Below are 18,178 nucleotides of genomic sequence, written 5' to 3' on the forward strand. Positions count from 1 at the left end.
GCCTCTTTCTAAACAAGCGGCGGCAAAATTTTAAACTCGCGAAAAAATAAAAAGGGTAAAAATGGATATATTAAAGCTACTTTTAGGCGGCTCCGGCGGCGTGCTAGATGCGATGTCGCAAAAAAGCGGACTAGGCGCAAACGACGTAGAGGCCGTAGTTTCCAAGATCGCGCCTATTTTTATGCAAAGAGCGAATGAAAATTTTAAATCGGACGCGGATTCGTCGAATTTCCTCGAGATGATCCGCCGCGCAAACCTAGACGAGATGAAAAGCGACCCGCAAAACATCAGCGTCGCCGAGGGCAACGAGCTGTTGGGAGTGCTAACGGGCTCGAAAGAAAACAGCAAAGCCCTCGCCGGCAACGTCGGCTCGCAGCTAGGCATCAGCGCAGATTCCATAAAAACCCTGCTGCCGATAATCGCACCGATGATTGCGGACATGCTAAATAATCAACTAAAAACCTCAAATTTGCAAGGCTCGGCAGACAACGGCTCCGTTATGTCGATGCTCATACGGTTTTTAGATCAGAACAAAGACGGCTCGATAGTCGATGATATTTTTAGGATTGCGGGCGATTTTCTCGGTAAAAAATAGGCGAATTTCGCCTGTTTTAGGCCTTTAATCTTGCAAGCGGTCTACAAAACGCTCTTTTACCGTTCGTTAAATTTTCGTTCGCACTACGATTTTTATAGTGCAGCATACCAAAATTTCTACCGTTTACGATAATTTCTGCCATTTACGATAAAAAATTCGGCTTTTTTTAAAAATTTTAAAGATGCAGCGACCGGGCGGCAAACCTTATATTTGGTTGCCAAAACTTTTACGGTTTGCTAAAAAAATAAAAGGCTTTCTTTAACTTAAGCTCACGCAAAGGAGCAGTAAGTTACGATGGGTACTATGTTCTTGTAAGTAACGAGCATGGCAAATTTAAAAACAAGCATATAGTCCGTTTTTAGATTTTAGAGCCTAAATTTAGAGAGATTTTAAAGTATTTCGCAAGAGAAGCATCAAAGATATCGAATTTAACTAAAATTTCAGAAGCAACACTATGTAAAATCTTTAGAGAAATAAGAATTCTTATGTCTAAAGAGTGTGAGGTTTTGAAAAGTAACGAGCATAGCGAAGTAGAGTTTAGGCACGATACCAAAACTACGCAGGAAAACTTATATCAGAAACTGTTAAAGATGATAAGAGAAAATCCGCTTAACTTATCTTGAGCCATATTTAATTACCGTTAGAAGACTCGCTTGTCGCAAACGCCTACAAATTCGTTGTTTTACTTAAAATCCCATCTGCAAACGGTAAATTTTAATCACCAAATCGCACTAAATATCATATTTTCTCTTGTAAATTTTACTCGCATCGACAAAAATAATGCCGTTACCGTTTAGAGCTTAGGCGCATTAAAAAGCCGACGGACCGATAAATATTCGTATCGGCGGCGCGGCAAGTCCAGGCCGATTTATCGCGGCAAGCAGTGCCGAATTTGCGCGCTCTGCGCCATATAAAACCGGAGGCAAAACAAGCCGGCGCGGCGACGATTGAGATTATCAAACTACAACTCTCGCTAAAATACACATCCGTTTGCTGCGCCGAACGAAAGGTTAAGCGCTTATTTTTAGGGCAAATGCCGCAATAGCGGACTTTACGAGGTAAATTTATCGGCACGGCCGCTAGGCTTTGGGCTCGGCGATCCGCGCAGCTTAAAACCGAACTGGCTCAAAGGCAAATTTAAAAATATCGCGGAAATTTTAACAAATAAACAAACTTTAAAGAGACCGCGTCAAAATTTAAAAATTCGGCGATAAATAAAATTGGGCACAAAAATAAATTTTCAAATTTTAGCCGTAATGGAATTTATCGCGCAAACATAAATTCCAGCACCGAAAAAATCTAAAATTTGCCAAAAAGGCAAGCATTTTTAGCGACTCTAGAAACTCTCTTCGCTAGATAAAATTATTTTAACGAGCATTAAATAAAATTTAAAATCCAAATCGGCGCAAATATAAAATTGCCATATTTTAAACAATGCTCGCTATGGCTTAAAAAGCAGAAAAAAGAGTGGAATTATGCAAATTTTAAGCAAAATTAAGCTAAAGACGAGATATTTTTATCAAATTTATCCAAATCGTCCCGTAAAATTTCCGCCTATCTTAGTCCTTTTTTGAGCTTTCTAACGAGAAATCTTGCCAAATGAAGCTCGTCAAAAAGCGATTTTTCGATGCAAAGCGGACGGTCGAAAATAAGATCGCAGACGAGCTCGGCGCCCAGCACCGCCGTGCAAAGCCCGCGCGAGCCGTGAGCGGTGCTCGCATAGACGTTTGGCACGTATTTTGGAGACGGATTTGGCCTATTTTTCGTCCAAAGCAGCGACTTGTAGGCGTCTTTATAAAAATCCTCGTCGTAAAGTCGTCCGATGAGCGGAAAACGGTCGCCGCTGTAACTGCGATAGCCGACTTTTGAGCCGATTATTCGGATATTGGGCGGGGTTTTGGTTGCAGCGTTCAAGAGATTTTCGGGCATAGCCGAATTTGGCGCATCATACGTCTGTGCCGAGCAGTCCGCATCTTTGTTTTCAGTCAAATTTAGCAAATTTAAACGATCGGTCCGCCGCTTTAAACTTGTCAAATTTAAAGACTCGGCTCGCTTGTCCAAATTTGACGAATCTAAGAACTCCGCCGAGCCCGCCGAGACAAATTTCGCATCTTTACCGATTTTAACGGCATCCTTTGCGTTCATCGGCCTTTGCAAATTTGCCAAAGGGCTTATTTTTGTAAAATTTGACGACTTAAAACCGTCTGCTTTTCCCACGTTTTTTGCCAAATCCGGCAGATTTTTATTTACGGTTTTGATTTGGTTTATAAATTTTACGCCTAAAAGATGCTCTGAGCTAGCGCATTTTTCGACACTTGTTTCGTATGCGAACGAGGCGGGTGATATTTCGCCAAACTCCCGCGTAAGCGAAATTTTATCGCTTGTCGCAACCGTTTTTATCTCGCTCGAATTTTCACCGTTCGCAAGAGACGCGACATCTATCGGCTCGTCATTAAATTTGCGGATGATTTTTTCGTCCGCGATCGCGCCGCGCAAAATTTCCACATTATCGGTGTTTTCGTTTAAATTTACGCTACTGTTATTTGTTTTTAAATGATCCGCGTTTTTAGCGTCGCCGTCTGGGCCGATAGTTAAATTTTGATCCTGCTCGCCGCTTAAATTTACTCGCTCGCTTTCCGCAAATTCGCCGCCTAAAAACTCGGCGACGTCGGCCAAATTTTTCTCGTCGTCGCTAGAGCGCGGCTCGTCCAAAAAAAGATTTCTATCATAAGTCGCGCCGATCACCTGCACGTCATCGACAGGCGGGCAAACGTAGCCTTTGGCGCTAAAAGGCGCAGACGTCCGGACGGCAGGCTCGATATGCGTGACCTGGCCGCGCACGGAGCTAAGCCTGATGTCGTAGTCCGCAAAGAGCTCCATACTCTCGCTACCGACAGCAAGCACGAGTACGTCGGCGTCGATGCTTTGTCCGTCCTTAAAGTGCGCCCTAACCGTGCCGCCCTCAAGCGTCTCAAAGCCCGTAAATTCGCAGTTTAAAAGCGTTTTTATGCCTGCGCTTGCCGCCTTGCACATTTTTCTAGGACGAGCTTTTGCGCCCTTAAAAATAAACGCGCTAGCGTAAGGCTCGCCCTCGAATTTTAGCTCAAAAACGCCGTTATCCGCGTCAAATTCTCGCCACTCGTAAAAGCGCTCCAGCGTCTTTCGCTCATACGCGTAGTCAGTCGCGCCGCAAAACTCTATCTCCTGGGCGCCGAGGTTTTGGCCGTAAAAGCGCGCCGCCTGCAAAAACGCGTTCATATGCATGCGGCCCAAATTTACGGTTGGTTTCGTGATGAGCGGCATCAAAATCCCGCAGTGATTTCCAGAGCCGTTTAGCGCGATGTCGCCGCGCTTTTCGGCGATCGTGACTTTTAAATCGCGCTCGCGCAACTTAAACGCGCAAACGCAGCCCGCTACGCCACCGCCGATAACTAGCGCCGTCTTTGGCGCAGCCCTGCTCGCGGGGTCGAACCTACTAAACCAAATTTCGCTCCCGGCTTGTCGTCCGCTCGCAAATTTGGCCCGCAGCATCTCGCGCTTTTTGCCGTAGCCTTTGAGTAAATTTACCTCAAAACCGCTATTTTGCAGGGCTCTTTTTAGCGCGCCCGAGGCCGAATACGTGCAAACGCTAGCACCGAATGCGCATAAATTTGCGATTTTACCGCAAATCCGCTCGCTCCACATAGCTTCGTTTTTAGCGGGAGCAAAGCCGTCCATAAAAACGGCGTCCGCGATAAAGCTAAGCTCGTCCAAAACCTCGGCAACGTCGCCAAAGCACAATGTAAGCGTAACGTTTGGGGCTAAATTTAGCCTGTGAAATCCGCGAATAAGCGGAGGATAGGCGTCCAAAAGCTCGCCAGAAACGTCCGCAAGCTCGCTAAAATTCGCGTAAATTTTGGCTAGATCATCTTTAGTGATCGGCATTTTTTCGATACTGACGAAATTTAAAAATTTATCCGAGTTTTTAAATCTTTTAAAGGCGCAGAGGAAATTTAACCCCGCGCCAAATCCCGTCTCAAGCACGTTAAATTCGCTCTTTTTGCTCCAAATTTCATCAAAAACGGAGCTAAAAACATACTCGCTCTGGCCTATGGGATCGTCTGCGTTAAAGTAAATGTCGTCAAATTCGGGACTAAACGGGATACCGCCTTTAAAAACGACTCGAGCGCTTTTCATCGTTGGTTTGAAAAATAAACGTCCACGCCGTTTGCGAGCCCCTTGGCTAGGGCGTCTTGATATTTTGAGTTATTTATGAGCTCGCCCTCGCCCGGGTGAGTGATGTAGCCGACCTCAAGCAGCACCGCAGGCATCAGCGCGCCTACCAGCACCCAAAAGGGCGCCTCGCGAACGCCACCGTCGGAGGCTTTTGAGCTTACCGACTTAGCTCGCGCCAAAACTTCGCGCTGAACGTCGATAGCAAGCTTGTTTGAAGCGATGATCTTTTCGCGATTTAAGAAATTTAAAAAGGTCTGCTTGGAGAAAAAATTCATCTCCTCGATGTCGGATTTGTTTTCCAGCGCGGCTGCGTTTTTACTGCGCTCGGAACGAGCCGGCGAGAGGAAAAACGTCTCGATGCCGTGCATAGTCGCCGCCTTTGTCTTGTTCGGCGCGGCATTTGCGTGGATAGAGATAAAAAGATCGGCGGCCTTGTCGTTAGCGTATTTCGTGCGGTCGCGAAGGTTGATAAATTTATCCTTGCTACGCGTATAATAAACCTTGTAGCCGCGTCCTTGGAGCTCTTTGCCCGCCTTTTGAGCGATGCTTAACACGATGTTTTTTTCTTTTAGCGAGCCGTTTATCGCGCCCGGATCGTCGCCTCCGTGCCCCGCGTCAAGGACGATAACCTTACCTTTAGCGCTTTGGACTTTCTTAGCGCTTGCCGTTTTTACGGGCGGCAAAAGCGTCTCTTGCTCCTCTTTTTTAGCGGCGTTTTGAGTATTTTTGGCATCCGCTTTAGCCTGAGCTTTTTCTTGTTTTTGTCGGGTCGGCTTTTGATTTTGGGCTTGAGGCTGAGCGGGTTTTTGCTGCGGCGTTTGCGCTATTTTGGGTTTTGGTTTTGTCGCGGTTTTTGAGGGCTCTTGTTTTGGCGTTAGTTTAGCTTGTTCGCCCTTTTTCTTTTCGGTCGTTTGGCCGGCTTGCGTCCAAGCTTGTTTTAGATCTATCGTCTTTTCCGCATTTTGCTTCGGCGCAGCTTGAGACTTTTGCTTATTTTCTTTTGCGGCGGCTTGCTTAGAGCTTAATTTTTCCTTTTTTACGGATTTTTGCTCCTGCGCGGGTGCGGCCTTTTTAAAAACTAGCGATTTATCCTCGGCTCTTAGCCTTAAATTTATCTCGAATTTGTTCGCAAAGACCACCCTTACGGTTTGAGCGTTAAACTGACTTATGCGCACCTCATCGACCAAAAATCCTTTTATGCTCTCAACCGTTCCCGGACTCCAAACACCCTTAAATTCGTATATATCTCGATATAGACCCTTTTGATTTAAGGTAAATTTATTTATATCGCTACCGCTTAGAGGTCTGTTAAATTTCAGCTCCAAACTATCCCCGCCTCTAACCACGGACACTAAGGCCAGTTTGCCTTGTTCGGAGGATTTTTTCTTATTTACGGGCGCGGATAGCTGCTTTAGCTCGGCCGGTTTTTGTTTAGCCTCTTTTTGCTCTTTTGCCTCGGCCTGCTTAGGTTTTGGCGCCTCTTTTTCTTTCTTCGGTGCAGGTGCGGCTTTTGGCTGCGGCAAGCTTTTTAACTCTTTTTCATACGACTTCGTGTCAAGCCCCAAAACTTTAGCGCTTTTTATCAAACGCTGTAGCGACTTTGCGGTTAGCTCTTTGTCGTTGCGCATGATGGATTTGACATATAGTACGCGCAATTCTTGGTGAAATTCCGTCTTTTTTTTGCCATTTGCGCCGTCAAATTCGCGGTCGAATTTATCAAAAAAGTTATCGTTCGCAAACGCCGCGGCAACCAAAAATAAAATTATAAAAATTTTTCTAATTATCTTCGCCATTTATCAGTTTTTCAAATAGTTCTTTCACGCTTATTATCTCGTTTAGCCTGTATCCGTTCGCGCCCGTGAAAAACAGCCCTGTCTCTTTGCGCCCGGCAAAGGCGTCGTAAAGTCTATCCGCGATGCAGTATCCCACCTCTTTTGCCTCTTTGCCGCGCTGGCACGGGCTCACGCAGTTGCTTACGCAGCTGATTTTCGGACCTTGACGTTTATCGACCAGATTTATCAAATTTGTCCTGACGCCGCGCGCCGGATAGCCGACGGGGCTTTTGATCAGCTCTATATCCTCTTTTTTGGCTGCTAGTAGCACCTGCTTAAACTCCTCGCTAGCGTCACACTCGTGCGTGCCGATGAAGCGAGTGCCTATCTGCACGCCGTTTGCGCCAAGCAAGACGGCTCTATCTATATCGTTTTTATCCCAGATGCCGCCCGCCGCAAAGAGCGGAAAATCGCCCCACTGCTTTATCTCTTCGCTAACGGGCGTTATTAAATTGTCCAAACTATACGCGGGATCGATGCACTGCTCGTAGGTAAAGCCCTGATGCCCGCCGCTAAGGGGTCCTTCGAGCACCACCGCGTCAGGGAGCCTGCCGTAGCGCCCCTGCCAGCGTTTGCAGATGATTTTTAGCGCTTTTGCCGAGGATACGATAGGCACCAAAGCGACGTCCGGAAAACCTTCGGTAAATTCGGGCAAATTCGTAGGTAGTCCCGCTCCCGTGATGATCACGTCTATGCCATGATCACAGGCGTCTTTTACGATGCGCTCGTAGTCGTTGCTGGCATATAGGATATTAACCCCGAGCGGTTTGTCGCCGCAAATTTTACGCGCGTTGTCGATGACGGCCTTTAGTCCCTCTCGCGAATAGAAATTTTGGCTGCCGTAGGGCTTTGAGTTTAGCTCTTTGGATACATATTTTAGCCCTTCGTAGTATCCGGTTCCCACCGAGCTTATCACGCCCAAACCGCCTTCTAGGCTGACGCTTCCGGCCAGTTTGTCCCAGCTGATACCAAGCCCCATTCCGCCTTGGATTATCGGATGTTTTATCTCGTATTTTCCGATTTTTACCGGTTGCATCAGGTCACCTTTAGTTTTGCAAATTTACGCTTGCCTACCTGCAAAACATATTCGCCCACGCCCAGCTTTAGCTGCTCGTCAGCGATCTTTTCTTGATTTAGGCTCACAGCATTTGCTGCGATATCTCGGCGCGCCTGAGAGCTGCTGGCGCACAGGCCGCAGTGAGTGAGCGCGTGCACGATCCAAACCGGAGCCGCTAGCCCAAACTCCTCCATCTCGGTGGGGATCAAATTTTGCGAATGCACTCGGTCAAATTCGGCCTTTGCCTCTTTTGCCGCCGCTTCGCCGTTGTATCTGGTCGTGATTTCAAGCGCAAGGGCTTCTTTTACGGCTTTTGGATGAGCTTTGCCGCTAGCTACGTCCGATTTTAAATTTGCGATCTTCTCCGCGCTTTTTTCGCTCAAAAGCTCGTACCAGCGCCACATCAGCTCATCGCTCACGCTTAAAATTTTAGCAAACATCTCGTTTGGCCCCTCGGTCACGCCGATGTAGTTTCCTAGGCTCTTGCTCATTTTATTCACGCCGTCAAGCCCCTCCAAAAGCGGCATCATTATGACGGCTTGTTCTTTGCCGACGTTGTAAATTCGCTGCAAGGTCCTGCCCATAAGCAGGTTAAATTTCTGATCGGTGCCGCCCATCTCGATATCGCACTTCATCGCGACGCTGTCGTAGCCCTGAAGGAGCGGATATAAAAATTCGCTGATCGAGATCGATGCGCCGCTTTTGTATCTTTTCTCAAAATCATCTCGCTCGAGCATCCTAGCCACCGCAAAGGTACTGGCTAGCTCCACGATGCCCGCAGCCCCCAGTTCGTTTAGCCACCGCGAGTTAAACATTAGCTTGGTTTTTTGCGGATCAAGTATTTTAAAAACCTGCTCTTCGTAGGTTTTGGCGTTTGCCATCACGGTCTCTCGGTCGAGCTTTTTTCGCGTTTGGCTTTTGCCGCTAGGATCGCCGATTTGTCCAGTGAAATCGCCTATCAAAAACTGCACTATCGCGCCGTGTTTTTGCAAAAACGCCATCTTTTGAAGCACGACGGTGTGACCCAGGTGCAAATCGGGAGCCGTCGGATCAAAACCCGCTTTAACGTAGAAATTTTCACCCTTTTCGTAATAGTTTTTTACTAAATTTGCAACGCGCTCCTCATCTATAATCTCGGCGACACCCTTTTTTATATCGCTCATTATTTTGTCTAAATTTACACTCACCTTTTCTCCTTAATTATGTCCATACGCGTCGTCTAGCGATACGAATTCTATTATCTTGTAACGGTCTTTTAGCCGTTCTTTTATCTCATTTACGTTCAAATTTTCGCCAAGCTCGATCGTTAATTCAAAAAGATCCGCCGTCGCCTCCCTGGTCTCGGTAAGGCTGATAGTTACGAGGTCGATTTGCATTTTCGCCATATATGTTAAAAACTCCGCCAGCGACCCGCGCCTATTTTCAAGACTTAATATAATCTTAAATCTATGCGGAGCGACCCGCGTCCATTTGACGAAGATCATCTCGTTTTTTTCTTCGGCCAGCTTCATAAATCGCTCGCAAAGCTTGTGGTGGACAGTAACGTGGTAGTAGTTTCTAAAGCCCACGATATCGTCGCCGCGCTTTGGATTGCAGCAATAATCAAACTCGACGCTGTTTATTTTGTGATTTGAGTAAATCACGATGTTTTCAAATTTTTGCTTTTTGACGTTGTATTTGTCCGTCATCGCGATAGCAAACGGGCGGTCTCTTTTTACGTATTTTTTAAGCGCGTTTACCACGTCTTGCAGATACACCGAGTCAAATGCGGCCCTAAAAATTCTTTTAGTCAAATTTTCGGTCTCCAGCCACTGCTCGATAGTTTTTGAAGGCACAGCGAAAATGCCGCTTAAAATTTCGATTGCGACGATGTTGTTTATATCTCTTATTTTTTGTTTGCAATAAGAGCGTATCGTGGCCTTAGCCTTGCCTGTTTTTACGCTGGGCAACCACGAGCAGCGGTATTTGGGCTCATTGCCCGTTACGATACTTACGATGTCGCCGTTTTTTAGCTCCGTTAGCAGAGGTACTCGCACGCGGTTTACATAGGCTTCTTTAGCATATAGTCCCACTTGCGTGTGTATCTCGTAAGCGTAATCAAGCGCCGTCGCGCCTCGCGGAAGCGTGAATATATCGCCCTTTGGCGAATACACCGCGACGTCTTCGACATAAAGGCTGTCTTTTGCGTATTCGTAGAGCTCCTCGGGGTTTTCGCCCACTTCCTCCATACCGTTTTCTATGCCGCTGATGTCGCTTAACCAGTCGAGTTTAGGGTTTAAAAAACCGCCGCTTTTGTATTTCCAGTGTGCGGCGACGCCGTATTCTGCGGTCTTGTGCATATCAAAGGTGCGAATTTGAACCTCAAATATGCTTTTATTGTCAAATATCGTCGTGTGTATCGTTTGATAGCCGTTTTGCTTAGGAAGCGCTATATAGTCTTTGAAACGAGAGATCAGAGGGTTAAAATTTATATGCAAATTTCCAAGCACCAAATAGCAATCCTGCGGCTCTTTAACCAGTACGCGCGCGGCGAGTAGATCGAGCACTTCCTCGATCGAGATGCCCTTTCTCTGCATTTTCAGATAGATCGAGTAGTGATGCTTGACGCGCTTTTGTATCTCAAAATCGCTTTCGCTAAAGCCGTTTTCGAGCAAAATTTGAAAAATTTTATCGGTAAATGCGTTTAGCTTTAGCACGAGCTGCTGCTTATGCTCGTTTAAATAATCGTCTATTTTTTTATATTCCTCGGGCAAAGCGTATTTAAAGCTAAGATCCTCGAGCACGTTTTTTATCGACGAAATGCCTAGTCTATGCGCTATCGGAGCATAAACCATCAGCGTCTCTTCGGCGATTCGCTTTTGCTTTTCGGGGCGCAGAGCCTTTAGGGTGAGCATATTGTGCAGCCTATCGCAAAGCTTCACTACCAGCACTCTCACGTCCTCGATAGAGATGAGCAGCATCTTACGAAAAGTCATCGCAGACGCTGCCAGACGCTCGTTTGACTCCGAGCTTGCTAGCTTGTCCTCTCTGATAGCTACGATTTTAGTTAGCCCCTCGACCAGCTTTGCGACCCCTTCGCCGAAGTCTCCCCGCACGCTCTCTATCGACCTATCCGTATCCTCGACCACGTCGTGAAGCAGGGCTGCCACGATCATATCCTCGCCCCCGCCCATATGCGCCACGATGCAAGCTACCAAAATAGGATGGATAGCATACGGCTCACCGCTCTTTCTAAACTGCCCCGCATGCGAGATGACGCAGCACTCGATGGCGCGCTCTAAATTCGGCGTAAAATTTGCAAGCGTGCTAAGCAACCTTCTAGCCTGCGCGACATCCTTGCAGTCGCTTATATCATCGATTAGTTGTTCTAGTAAAAATCCGCTATTTAGCTGCTTCAACTATACCCTCTAAAGCCACTTTACCCTCGGCTATCTCGCGCAAGGCGATATCGGCGAATTTCATCTTGCTAACGTCGATATCAAGCAGGCTTTTTGCACCGCCGGCTAGAGCTTCGGCTCTTTTTGCTACGGCCAAAGCGAGTTTGTATCTATCGTCTCCGACTAGTTTTAGAGCCCTTGCCGCTACTTCTTCAGATCTCATTTATTCTCCTTCATTTAATTTCTCACGATAGAGCAAAACGCGCTCTCGTCGCCTTGTATGATCTTTAATAAATTTCCGTCTTTAAACATATTGCACACCAAAATCGGGAGCGAATTGTCCTTAGCTAGCGCGATAGCCGTATCATCCATAACCTTTATGTCATCGCTCATCGCAAGCTCGTAGTTTAGCTCTTTTAGCAGCGTCGCATCGTCAAATTTATGCGGGTCTTTGTCATAAACGCCGTCTACTTTCGTAGCTTTTATTATCATATCCGAATCAATCTCGATAGCGCGCAAAGTAGCCGCCGTGTCGGTAGTGAAAAATGGATTTCCCGTGCCTGCGGCAAAGATCACGACGCGGCCTTTTTCGAGGTGTCTGTTTGCGCGTCCGACGATGAAGGTCTCACAGATAGCTTCCATCTTTATCGCGCTTTGTACGCGCACGTCAAGACCCACGCTCTCTAAAGCCTCTCTCATCGCGATGGAGTTTATCACGGTAGACAGCATGCCCATATGATCGCCGCTGGTGCGCTTTATGATGCCGTCTCTAGCCGCGCTCACGCCGCGTATGATGTTGCCTCCGCCGATAACGATGCCCACTTGGATGCCGTTTTCGACGAGCTCTTTGATCTGCTTTGCGATAAATTTAAGCACTGCGTTGTCTATGCCAAAGCCGCTATCTCCGGCTAACGCCTCGCCTGAAAATTTAACCAAAATTCGCTTTTTTTTCTCCATTTTTCATCTCCTTAAATTTTCGGATTCTAGCCAAATTTGCTTTAAATTTTGCTAATCTTAGCGCGTAAGTACTATTTTAGGCTGATTAGCTCTAAGGGGTCTATGTGGTAGTTTTTCTGCGTTACTTCAAAGGTCAGATCGCGCTCTACGCGCCCGATGACGTAGCCTTTTTGCACCTTCGCGCCCACTTTTATCGTGGGCGCTATCTGGCTAAGGTGCGCGTAAATCGTATGAATACCGTTTGGATTTTCGATGATGACGACTTTATTTAGCATCGCGGTTTCTTTGGCGAAAACCACCTTGCCGCTAAAGACGCTTTTCACCTTTGCGCTCGCTAAATTTGAGCTTAGCACGACCGATTCGTTAAAAATTTTGATATTGTAGATGGGATCGACGTAGTTGCCGAATTTTTGTTTGACGGTAAAGCTATCTAACGGCGCGATCGTCTTTTCGCCGCTATATTTTTTCACAAGGCTAGCCTGATAGCTCGAGCCAAACTGCTTCACGTCGCCTTCAGGTGCGCTTGCGACGGCTTCGCCTTTTTGATTTTTCTTGTTTTTTTGCTTTTTTGCTTTGGCGGCTTTTTGCGCGGCTAGAGCTTTTTTAGCCTCCTCGCTCTCTCTTTTTGCGACGATTTTTAGCTCTTCTAACGTCTTTCTGATCTCGTCTTGCTGAGCTTGCAGGCGCGAGAGCTGCTTTTGATAAATTTCTTTATCGCGCTTTAAATTCGCTAGAGTTTTTACCTGCTTATACTGCAAAGAAACGAGCTCGGCTTGCTTAAATTTAAAGGTTTTTAAATTTGATTTTATGCCTTCTATCTTATCGTTTTGAGTTTTTATCAAATTTTGCGTGCTTTCATACTGCTTGGCAAGCTCGTTAAAATCATCTTTTAGCACCGAGTTTAGCTTGCTTAAAATTTCGGTCGCGATGATACTATCTACGCCTTCCTCATACTCTTTTGGCATTATAAGATCGAAGGAAAACTCGTCTGAGATGATACGCACGATGCTTTTTTGGATATCTTTTTGACTTTGCGTGAGATCTTTATTTTGCTTTACCAGCTCGTCAAGCTCGCCGCTAGCGCTTTTGACGCTATTTTCGAGCTGCGCTATTTGCATGATGAGCTCCTTCATCTTATCGTCGGTTTGATTGACGCTTTTTTCGCCGCCAAGGATATCGCCGGCTAGGTCGTCCAGCTTTTTATTTAGCTGCTTTTCAAGCTCTTTTGAGGACTCAAGATATGTCGTTTGATTTTTTATCTTTTCGCCCGTGCTTGCGTTTAGGCAAAATGCGGCAGCCAGCAAAACCCAAATTTTTCTCATATCGTCCTTGCTTTTCTCATCACGAGATAAACGGCAAAAAAGCTAATCGCCAGCGAAACGCCAAATAGCACTCCGCCCTCGTAAAACACATCTATGGCGGGAAAATTTATATTTAGCTCGGTCACCGCGTCTTTAATGGGTTGCAAATCGGGCAAAATCAGGTAAAAAACTACAACCACAACGGTCGCTATAAACGAATCAAACAATGCGGTTTTGTATAGCGCGCCCGATTTTAGCCACGACGGAGCGCCAAGCAGCGTCATTATCTCGATGCGCTCTTTGTGCTCATATAGCCAAATTCGCATCTGTTTTGAGATGAGCATAAGTCCGATTAGTCCGATTAGAGCAGAAAATATCGCCGATATATTTTTAATCAGCTGCAAAATTTTATAAATTTTATCGTGCGTTTTTGAAAAGGTCTCAACTCTGCTTACGCCGCTAATCTTTGAGATTCTATCCTTTATTTTTTGCATATATTGCGTGCTCGGAAAGGCGTTTAGCTTAAGCGAGTAAAATTTAGGCAAGGCGTTTTGCAAAACGGCGATGTTTTTAGATGAGATATCTTTAGCAAGCCTCTCTAGCACAGGCTTTGAGCTAAGCGGTTCCAGTGATTCGAAGGTATAAACCAGCGGCCTTATGTCGGTAACGTTTAGCTCGTTTTGACTCACGATGATGATGCTGTAGTCTTTGTTCATCACGGCTTCATATTCGCCCACTACCCTATCCGCCAGCAAGATAAACTGGATGCCCACGAGTAGCGCAACGAGCGGAATTATCACGCCCAGATGGTTTTTAAAGGATTTCATGTATGCGTCCGTTTTCTATCGTAAGATGCCTATAAGACACCCTAAGCGAGCTTGGCACTCTGTGCGTAACGACTACGATGCAGGTGCCTAAAAACTCCTTTGCCGAGCGCAAAAGCCCCCAAATGACGTCGCTTGAGTATTCATCGAGGCTGCCCGTCGGTTCGTCGCAAAGAAGTAAATTCGGATTATGCGCGAGCGCCCTGGCCATCGCCGCTCGCTGCTGTTCGCCGCCGCTTAGCTCGTTTGGATATTTGTGCGCTTTGTGGAGCAAATTTACGTGCTTTAAAAGCTTATTTGCCTGATTTTTGCAAACATTAACGCTAAGGCCTTTTATCATCAGTGGTAACATCACGTTTTTTTCGATATTCCACTCGCTTATCAAGCGGTAGTTTTGAAAAACCACGCCGATGCGCTGCCTTAGTTTATCGAGATTTTGCCCGCTTAGATTCATCATATCGGTCAGGCAAACGTTTAGCGAGCCCGCGCTCGGTTTTATCTCGCCGTAAAATGATTTTAAAATCGTCGATTTGCCGCTACCGCTTTGCCCCGTGATAAAAACGAAATCATTGGCGTAAATGTCGAATTCCGCGTCCGTTATGAGCTTTTCGCAGCCCTCGTATCCTAGACAAAGCCCGCTTGCGCTAATTATTTTTTGCATCCGCCAAATACTCCTTCAACGCAAGATGCGCCTTTAAATTTTCAGCCGTAACGAGCGGCTTTTTTATAAAATATTCCGCGCCTTTTTCGCCGAGCAAAACATAGCAGTGCTCGGGCGCGTTAAATGCACCAAACGCTGCGCGAAGTAAAATTTCGCCGCCGTCTTTTTCGTATTTTTCCTCCAAATGCAAGAAAAAATCATCCTTTTTAATCGTTTGGTTGCTAAATTTAGCCGCGATCTTGCTCGCATCGTAGCCGTTTTCAAATTTTAGCTTGCCTTGACCTGCTCTAGGTTCGCTTTGCTTTTCGCAGGTAAAGATAACGTCGTAAATATCTTTTTGATGCCTTTTCCAGCGGTCTTCGTATTTACTGCTTACTTTTAGATCGCGGTTTTTGTAAATTTGAACGTCGGCATTGCATAGATCTAAAATTTGAGCCAAAGTAAAGTCCGCATACTCGCGGCTATCGGTTCTTAGCTCAAATTTACCGCCCGCTTTTAGCGTTCGCTCGCACTCCAGAGCAAATTTCGCCGAGGCTACGCGCCTATGAGGAGCGTCGTCCCAAGGCACCGGAAAATGCAAGAAAATTTTATCTATAAAATTTGACTCGATAAGCGACAAAAGCAGCCTCGCATCGCAATTTACGAGCATAACGTTATTTAGATTTCGCGTTTTGGCCAGCTTTGCGACCTGCTCGAGCGAAGGCTTATAAACCTCGATGCCGATAACCAGCGTATTTGGGTTATTTTCCGCCTGAAATAGCAAGTGCCTGCCCGAACCAAATCCGATCTCGATAAATTTGCTCTCAAATTCGCTCTGCCTTAAATTTTCCAGCAGCTCTCCTACGTCAAAGATCGCCGAGTCTTTTTGCGTGAGGCGCGTATTTTTTACCGCGATAGCTTCGCTTAAAATTTGCTCGCAATAAAGCTCTTTAAATTTAACCAAAGCATTTTGCAAAAGCCCTATTTTAGCGGGCTTCGTTAGCTTCTCGCCCTTTACGACCCAGTCCTCTTCGCGCTTTTTTAGCGTGATAAAAAACTCCTCGCTAGAGCTTTTGGTATAAATAAGGCTAACGCCCTGCCTACCGCGAGCCTCCCACAAAAAGCTTATCTCGCCGCACTCTTTCGGCGTAAAATTTACTTTTTTAGCTATGAAATTGGGCATTATTCGATAGCGATCTCGGCTTTAGCAGAGGCGTCGGAGTTTATGCCGTATTCATCGACGGCGATCACCTTGTAGCTATATTTTTGCCCGTAAGCAACGCTATTATCGACAAATTCATTGCCGGTTATATTTGTAAATTTCTGCTCGCTTCCGCCGCCTTCTCTTATCACGGTAAAGCTTTGCGCCTTTTCGGATGCATCCCAAGTTAGCTTAACCGCCGTGCTATCGCCCACGATAGACGAGATAACGGGCGCCTCGATAGCCGCAAGCGTCATCCCGACGACGGGCTCGCCGGGCTTTTTAGACTCCAAGCCGTCCTTATCGACGATAGTGATTTTGTAGTATCTGGTCGCACCGTTTTCGTTTATGAGATCCTCGTAGCTATTTGAAGTGGTTTTAATCAGATAAGTGTATGGTAAAAATTTATTCGAAGTGCTGTAAATTTTATAGTAGCCAAAATCATCGCTAGCCACGCTGTCCCACGTTAAAATGATCTTTTTAGGCGCATTTTTGGTGGCTTGGGCGTTTATTACCTCGCTTGGGAGTTGCTTCGTCGTGGAGTCTATGATCTGGCTGGGTTTTGAGACGGTGCCGTTATTGGTTTTAACGAAAACCCTATACTTATAGCTTCTGCCCGATTTCACGTCATTATCGATAAATTCGGCATTTAATCTACCTTTTATCTCGGCTATTTGCCGCCAGTTTTCTTTACTTATGTCGGCTTTTTCGACGAGATATGACGCCACGCGAAGGTCCGGATGCGGTCTCCAGATGAGCTTTACGCGCTCGGGTAAATTCGTGAGCGCTCTAACGAAAGGCACGGAGTCTATAAGCGGCTTGGTCGTAGCGCTGATAACGACGCCTACATCCGAGATTTGCTTGTTTTCGCTATATGTTCTCATCTCGTACGAATAAGTCGTCTCGGGAGCTAAATTTGCATCCACGTAGTGGCTGGCAAAGCGGTCTTTTATATCGGCTACAACTTTCATCTTGCCGTTGTTTTCGTTTGGATTTGAGCGGTACAGATAGTAGCCCGCGACGTTTGAGGTCGGAGTAGGCGTCCACTCAAAGCCCACTTCGGTCATATCGCTGATGGTTTTTAGATTTTGAATAGTCGGCAAATTTGCATTTATTTGCGTTGGCGCGCTAGATGATACGCATCCACTCATCACAATGACTAAAGAGCTCGCTAAGCCCCATGAAATCAATCTTTTCATCTATATTCTCCTTGCTAAATTTACTCAGTAAAATTTCACTAAAATCATCTCGGATAGGCGCGACGAAACTCATTTGCCCGCCCGTGCGCGGATGCGTGAAATACAGCCCGTAGGCGTGAAGCATTACTCGGGCGATTTTATCCTTTTCGCTCTTAAAACCGTATAAAGCATCGCCCAAAATATGGCGGTTTAGGCTAGCTAGATGCACTCTTATCTGATGAGTTCTACCCGTAAAAAGCTTTGCCGCGATCAAATTTACGCCCGCGTTTTTGCTCTGCGCAGGGCCGTCAAATTCGCTAAAAAGCAGATTCGCAAAGGCACTTTTTGCCGCGCGGCCGTCTGGGACGATCGCCTTTTTTAGGCGGTTAGCGGGGTTTCGTCCGATAGCTCGCCAGACGGTGCAGTTTTGCTTGAGCGGCAGATCGGTTAGCGCCAGATAAATGCGCCCCATGCTTTTATCGCTTAGCTGGCTTGAAAGCGCGGCGTGAGCGGCGTTATTTTTAGCTACGACGATAGCTCCGCTAGTGCCTTTATCCAGCCTGTGCACGATGCCCGCTCTGCTTTGCCCGCTTAAATTTGACAGCAAAAACCCCTTTGCCCCGAGCCAGTCCACAAGCGTGGGCTCCTTGACGCTAGGAGCGGGATGGACGACTAAATTTGCCGGTTTATTTAGCACGAGCAAATCCTCGTCCTCGTAAATGATCGGTACTTCAAATTCCGCTTCAAATTTAGCCGCGTTTTGCTCGCTTTGCTCAAATTTGATCCTCAAAACATCGCCTAAATTTAGCTTCGCCGATGGCTTAGTTAGCGGCTTGCCGTTTAGGCTAACCAGTCCGCTTTTTATCAAATTTAGCGCTTGGTTTCTAGCGACGTTTAGCTCGGCCGCCAAAAACGCGTCAGCCCTAGCCTGCGCGCTCTCGCAAATTTTGATCTCTTTTTCCGTCATTTTTAGATTTGTTTCCTTTAAAATGCTATAATCG

Annotated in this window: 14 protein-coding genes and 2 pseudogenes; 3 read left to right on the top strand and 13 right to left on the bottom strand. The window is 46.4% G+C overall.

Going from position 1 to position 18,178, the window contains the following annotated elements:
• The first annotated feature begins 61 nt into the window (after positions 1-61).
• The 3 genes and pseudogenes from CRECT_RS08090 to CRECT_RS13245 all read left to right on the top strand — a co-directional run.
• Positions 62-595, top strand: coding sequence for a DUF937 domain-containing protein (locus CRECT_RS08090; RefSeq protein ID WP_004319578.1), 534 nt, complete (start codon positions 62-64; stop codon positions 593-595).
• Positions 596-957: 362 nt separating this feature from the next.
• Positions 958-1,098, top strand: a pseudogene (locus CRECT_RS13240) (IS1595 family transposase); the annotation flags it as partial.
• A gap of 24 nt (positions 1,099-1,122) precedes the next feature.
• Positions 1,123-1,218: pseudogene (locus CRECT_RS13245) on the top strand (IS1595 family transposase); the annotation flags it as partial.
• Positions 1,219-2,149: 931 nt separating this feature from the next.
• Here CRECT_RS13245 and mnmC read toward each other — a convergent pair.
• From mnmC to CRECT_RS08165, 13 genes are all read right to left on the bottom strand, one after another.
• Complete coding sequence (mnmC, locus tag CRECT_RS12695) at positions 2,150-4,771, bottom strand: bifunctional tRNA (5-methylaminomethyl-2-thiouridine)(34)-methyltransferase MnmC2/FAD-dependent 5-carboxymethylaminomethyl-2-thiouridine(34) oxidoreductase MnmC1 (RefSeq protein WP_004319605.1); 2,622 nt, start codon at positions 4,769-4,771, stop codon at positions 2,150-2,152.
• The gene (locus tag CRECT_RS08110) at positions 4,768-6,603 is read right to left on the bottom strand and encodes an N-acetylmuramoyl-L-alanine amidase (protein ID WP_004319544.1); all 1,836 of its coding nucleotides are present in this window, start codon (positions 6,601-6,603) and stop codon (positions 4,768-4,770) included. Before CRECT_RS08110 ends, mnmC begins: the two co-directional genes overlap by 4 nt.
• Positions 6,587-7,678 carry a nitronate monooxygenase gene (locus CRECT_RS08115; RefSeq protein WP_004319566.1) on the bottom strand — a complete coding sequence of 364 codons (1,092 nt, stop codon included), beginning with the start codon at positions 7,676-7,678 and terminating at the stop codon, positions 6,587-6,589. Before CRECT_RS08115 ends, CRECT_RS08110 begins: the two co-directional genes overlap by 17 nt.
• Positions 7,678-8,862 (bottom strand): tyrosine--tRNA ligase, encoded by a 1,185-nt coding sequence (gene tyrS, locus CRECT_RS08120; RefSeq protein ID WP_039888190.1) that lies wholly within the window; start codon positions 8,860-8,862, stop codon positions 7,678-7,680. Before tyrS ends, CRECT_RS08115 begins: the two co-directional genes overlap by 1 nt.
• Before the next feature lie 33 nt (positions 8,863-8,895).
• Positions 8,896-11,097 carry a RelA/SpoT family protein gene (locus CRECT_RS08125; protein WP_004319613.1) on the bottom strand — a complete coding sequence of 734 codons (2,202 nt, stop codon included), beginning with the start codon at positions 11,095-11,097 and terminating at the stop codon, positions 8,896-8,898.
• Positions 11,081-11,299: a DNA-directed RNA polymerase subunit omega gene (locus CRECT_RS08130; protein ID WP_004319634.1), complete on the bottom strand. Its 219-nt coding sequence runs from the start codon at positions 11,297-11,299 to the stop codon at positions 11,081-11,083. Before CRECT_RS08130 ends, CRECT_RS08125 begins: the two co-directional genes overlap by 17 nt.
• Positions 11,300-11,313: 14 nt before the next feature.
• Positions 11,314-12,033, bottom strand: coding sequence for a UMP kinase (gene pyrH, locus CRECT_RS08135; RefSeq protein ID WP_004319625.1), 720 nt, complete (start codon positions 12,031-12,033; stop codon positions 11,314-11,316).
• A gap of 71 nt (positions 12,034-12,104) precedes the next feature.
• Positions 12,105-13,355: a murein hydrolase activator EnvC family protein gene (locus CRECT_RS08140; protein WP_004319612.1), complete on the bottom strand. Its 1,251-nt coding sequence runs from the start codon at positions 13,353-13,355 to the stop codon at positions 12,105-12,107.
• On the bottom strand, positions 13,352-14,161 hold the full coding sequence (locus tag CRECT_RS08145) for a cell division protein FtsX (RefSeq protein WP_004319542.1): 810 nt from the start codon (positions 14,159-14,161) through the stop codon (positions 13,352-13,354). The genes CRECT_RS08140 and CRECT_RS08145 overlap by 4 nt, the downstream gene beginning before the upstream one ends.
• Positions 14,148-14,819: a cell division ATP-binding protein FtsE gene (locus tag CRECT_RS08150; protein WP_004319642.1), complete on the bottom strand. Its 672-nt coding sequence runs from the start codon at positions 14,817-14,819 to the stop codon at positions 14,148-14,150. The genes CRECT_RS08145 and CRECT_RS08150 overlap by 14 nt, the downstream gene beginning before the upstream one ends.
• On the bottom strand, positions 14,803-15,981 hold the full coding sequence (gene trmB / locus CRECT_RS08155) for a tRNA (guanosine(46)-N7)-methyltransferase TrmB (protein WP_004319602.1): 1,179 nt from the start codon (positions 15,979-15,981) through the stop codon (positions 14,803-14,805). The genes CRECT_RS08150 and trmB overlap by 17 nt, the downstream gene beginning before the upstream one ends.
• Positions 15,981-17,198 carry a fibronectin type III domain-containing protein gene (locus CRECT_RS08160; protein ID WP_227932253.1) on the bottom strand — a complete coding sequence of 406 codons (1,218 nt, stop codon included), beginning with the start codon at positions 17,196-17,198 and terminating at the stop codon, positions 15,981-15,983. The genes trmB and CRECT_RS08160 overlap by 1 nt, the downstream gene beginning before the upstream one ends.
• Positions 17,128-18,144 (bottom strand): RluA family pseudouridine synthase, encoded by a 1,017-nt coding sequence (locus CRECT_RS08165; protein ID WP_039888177.1) that lies wholly within the window; start codon positions 18,142-18,144, stop codon positions 17,128-17,130. The genes CRECT_RS08160 and CRECT_RS08165 overlap by 71 nt, the downstream gene beginning before the upstream one ends.
• Between the last annotated feature and the right edge of the window lie 34 nt (positions 18,145-18,178).

The organism is Campylobacter rectus (genome assembly GCF_004803795.1).
Classification (GTDB): domain Bacteria; phylum Campylobacterota; class Campylobacteria; order Campylobacterales; family Campylobacteraceae; genus Campylobacter_A; species Campylobacter_A rectus.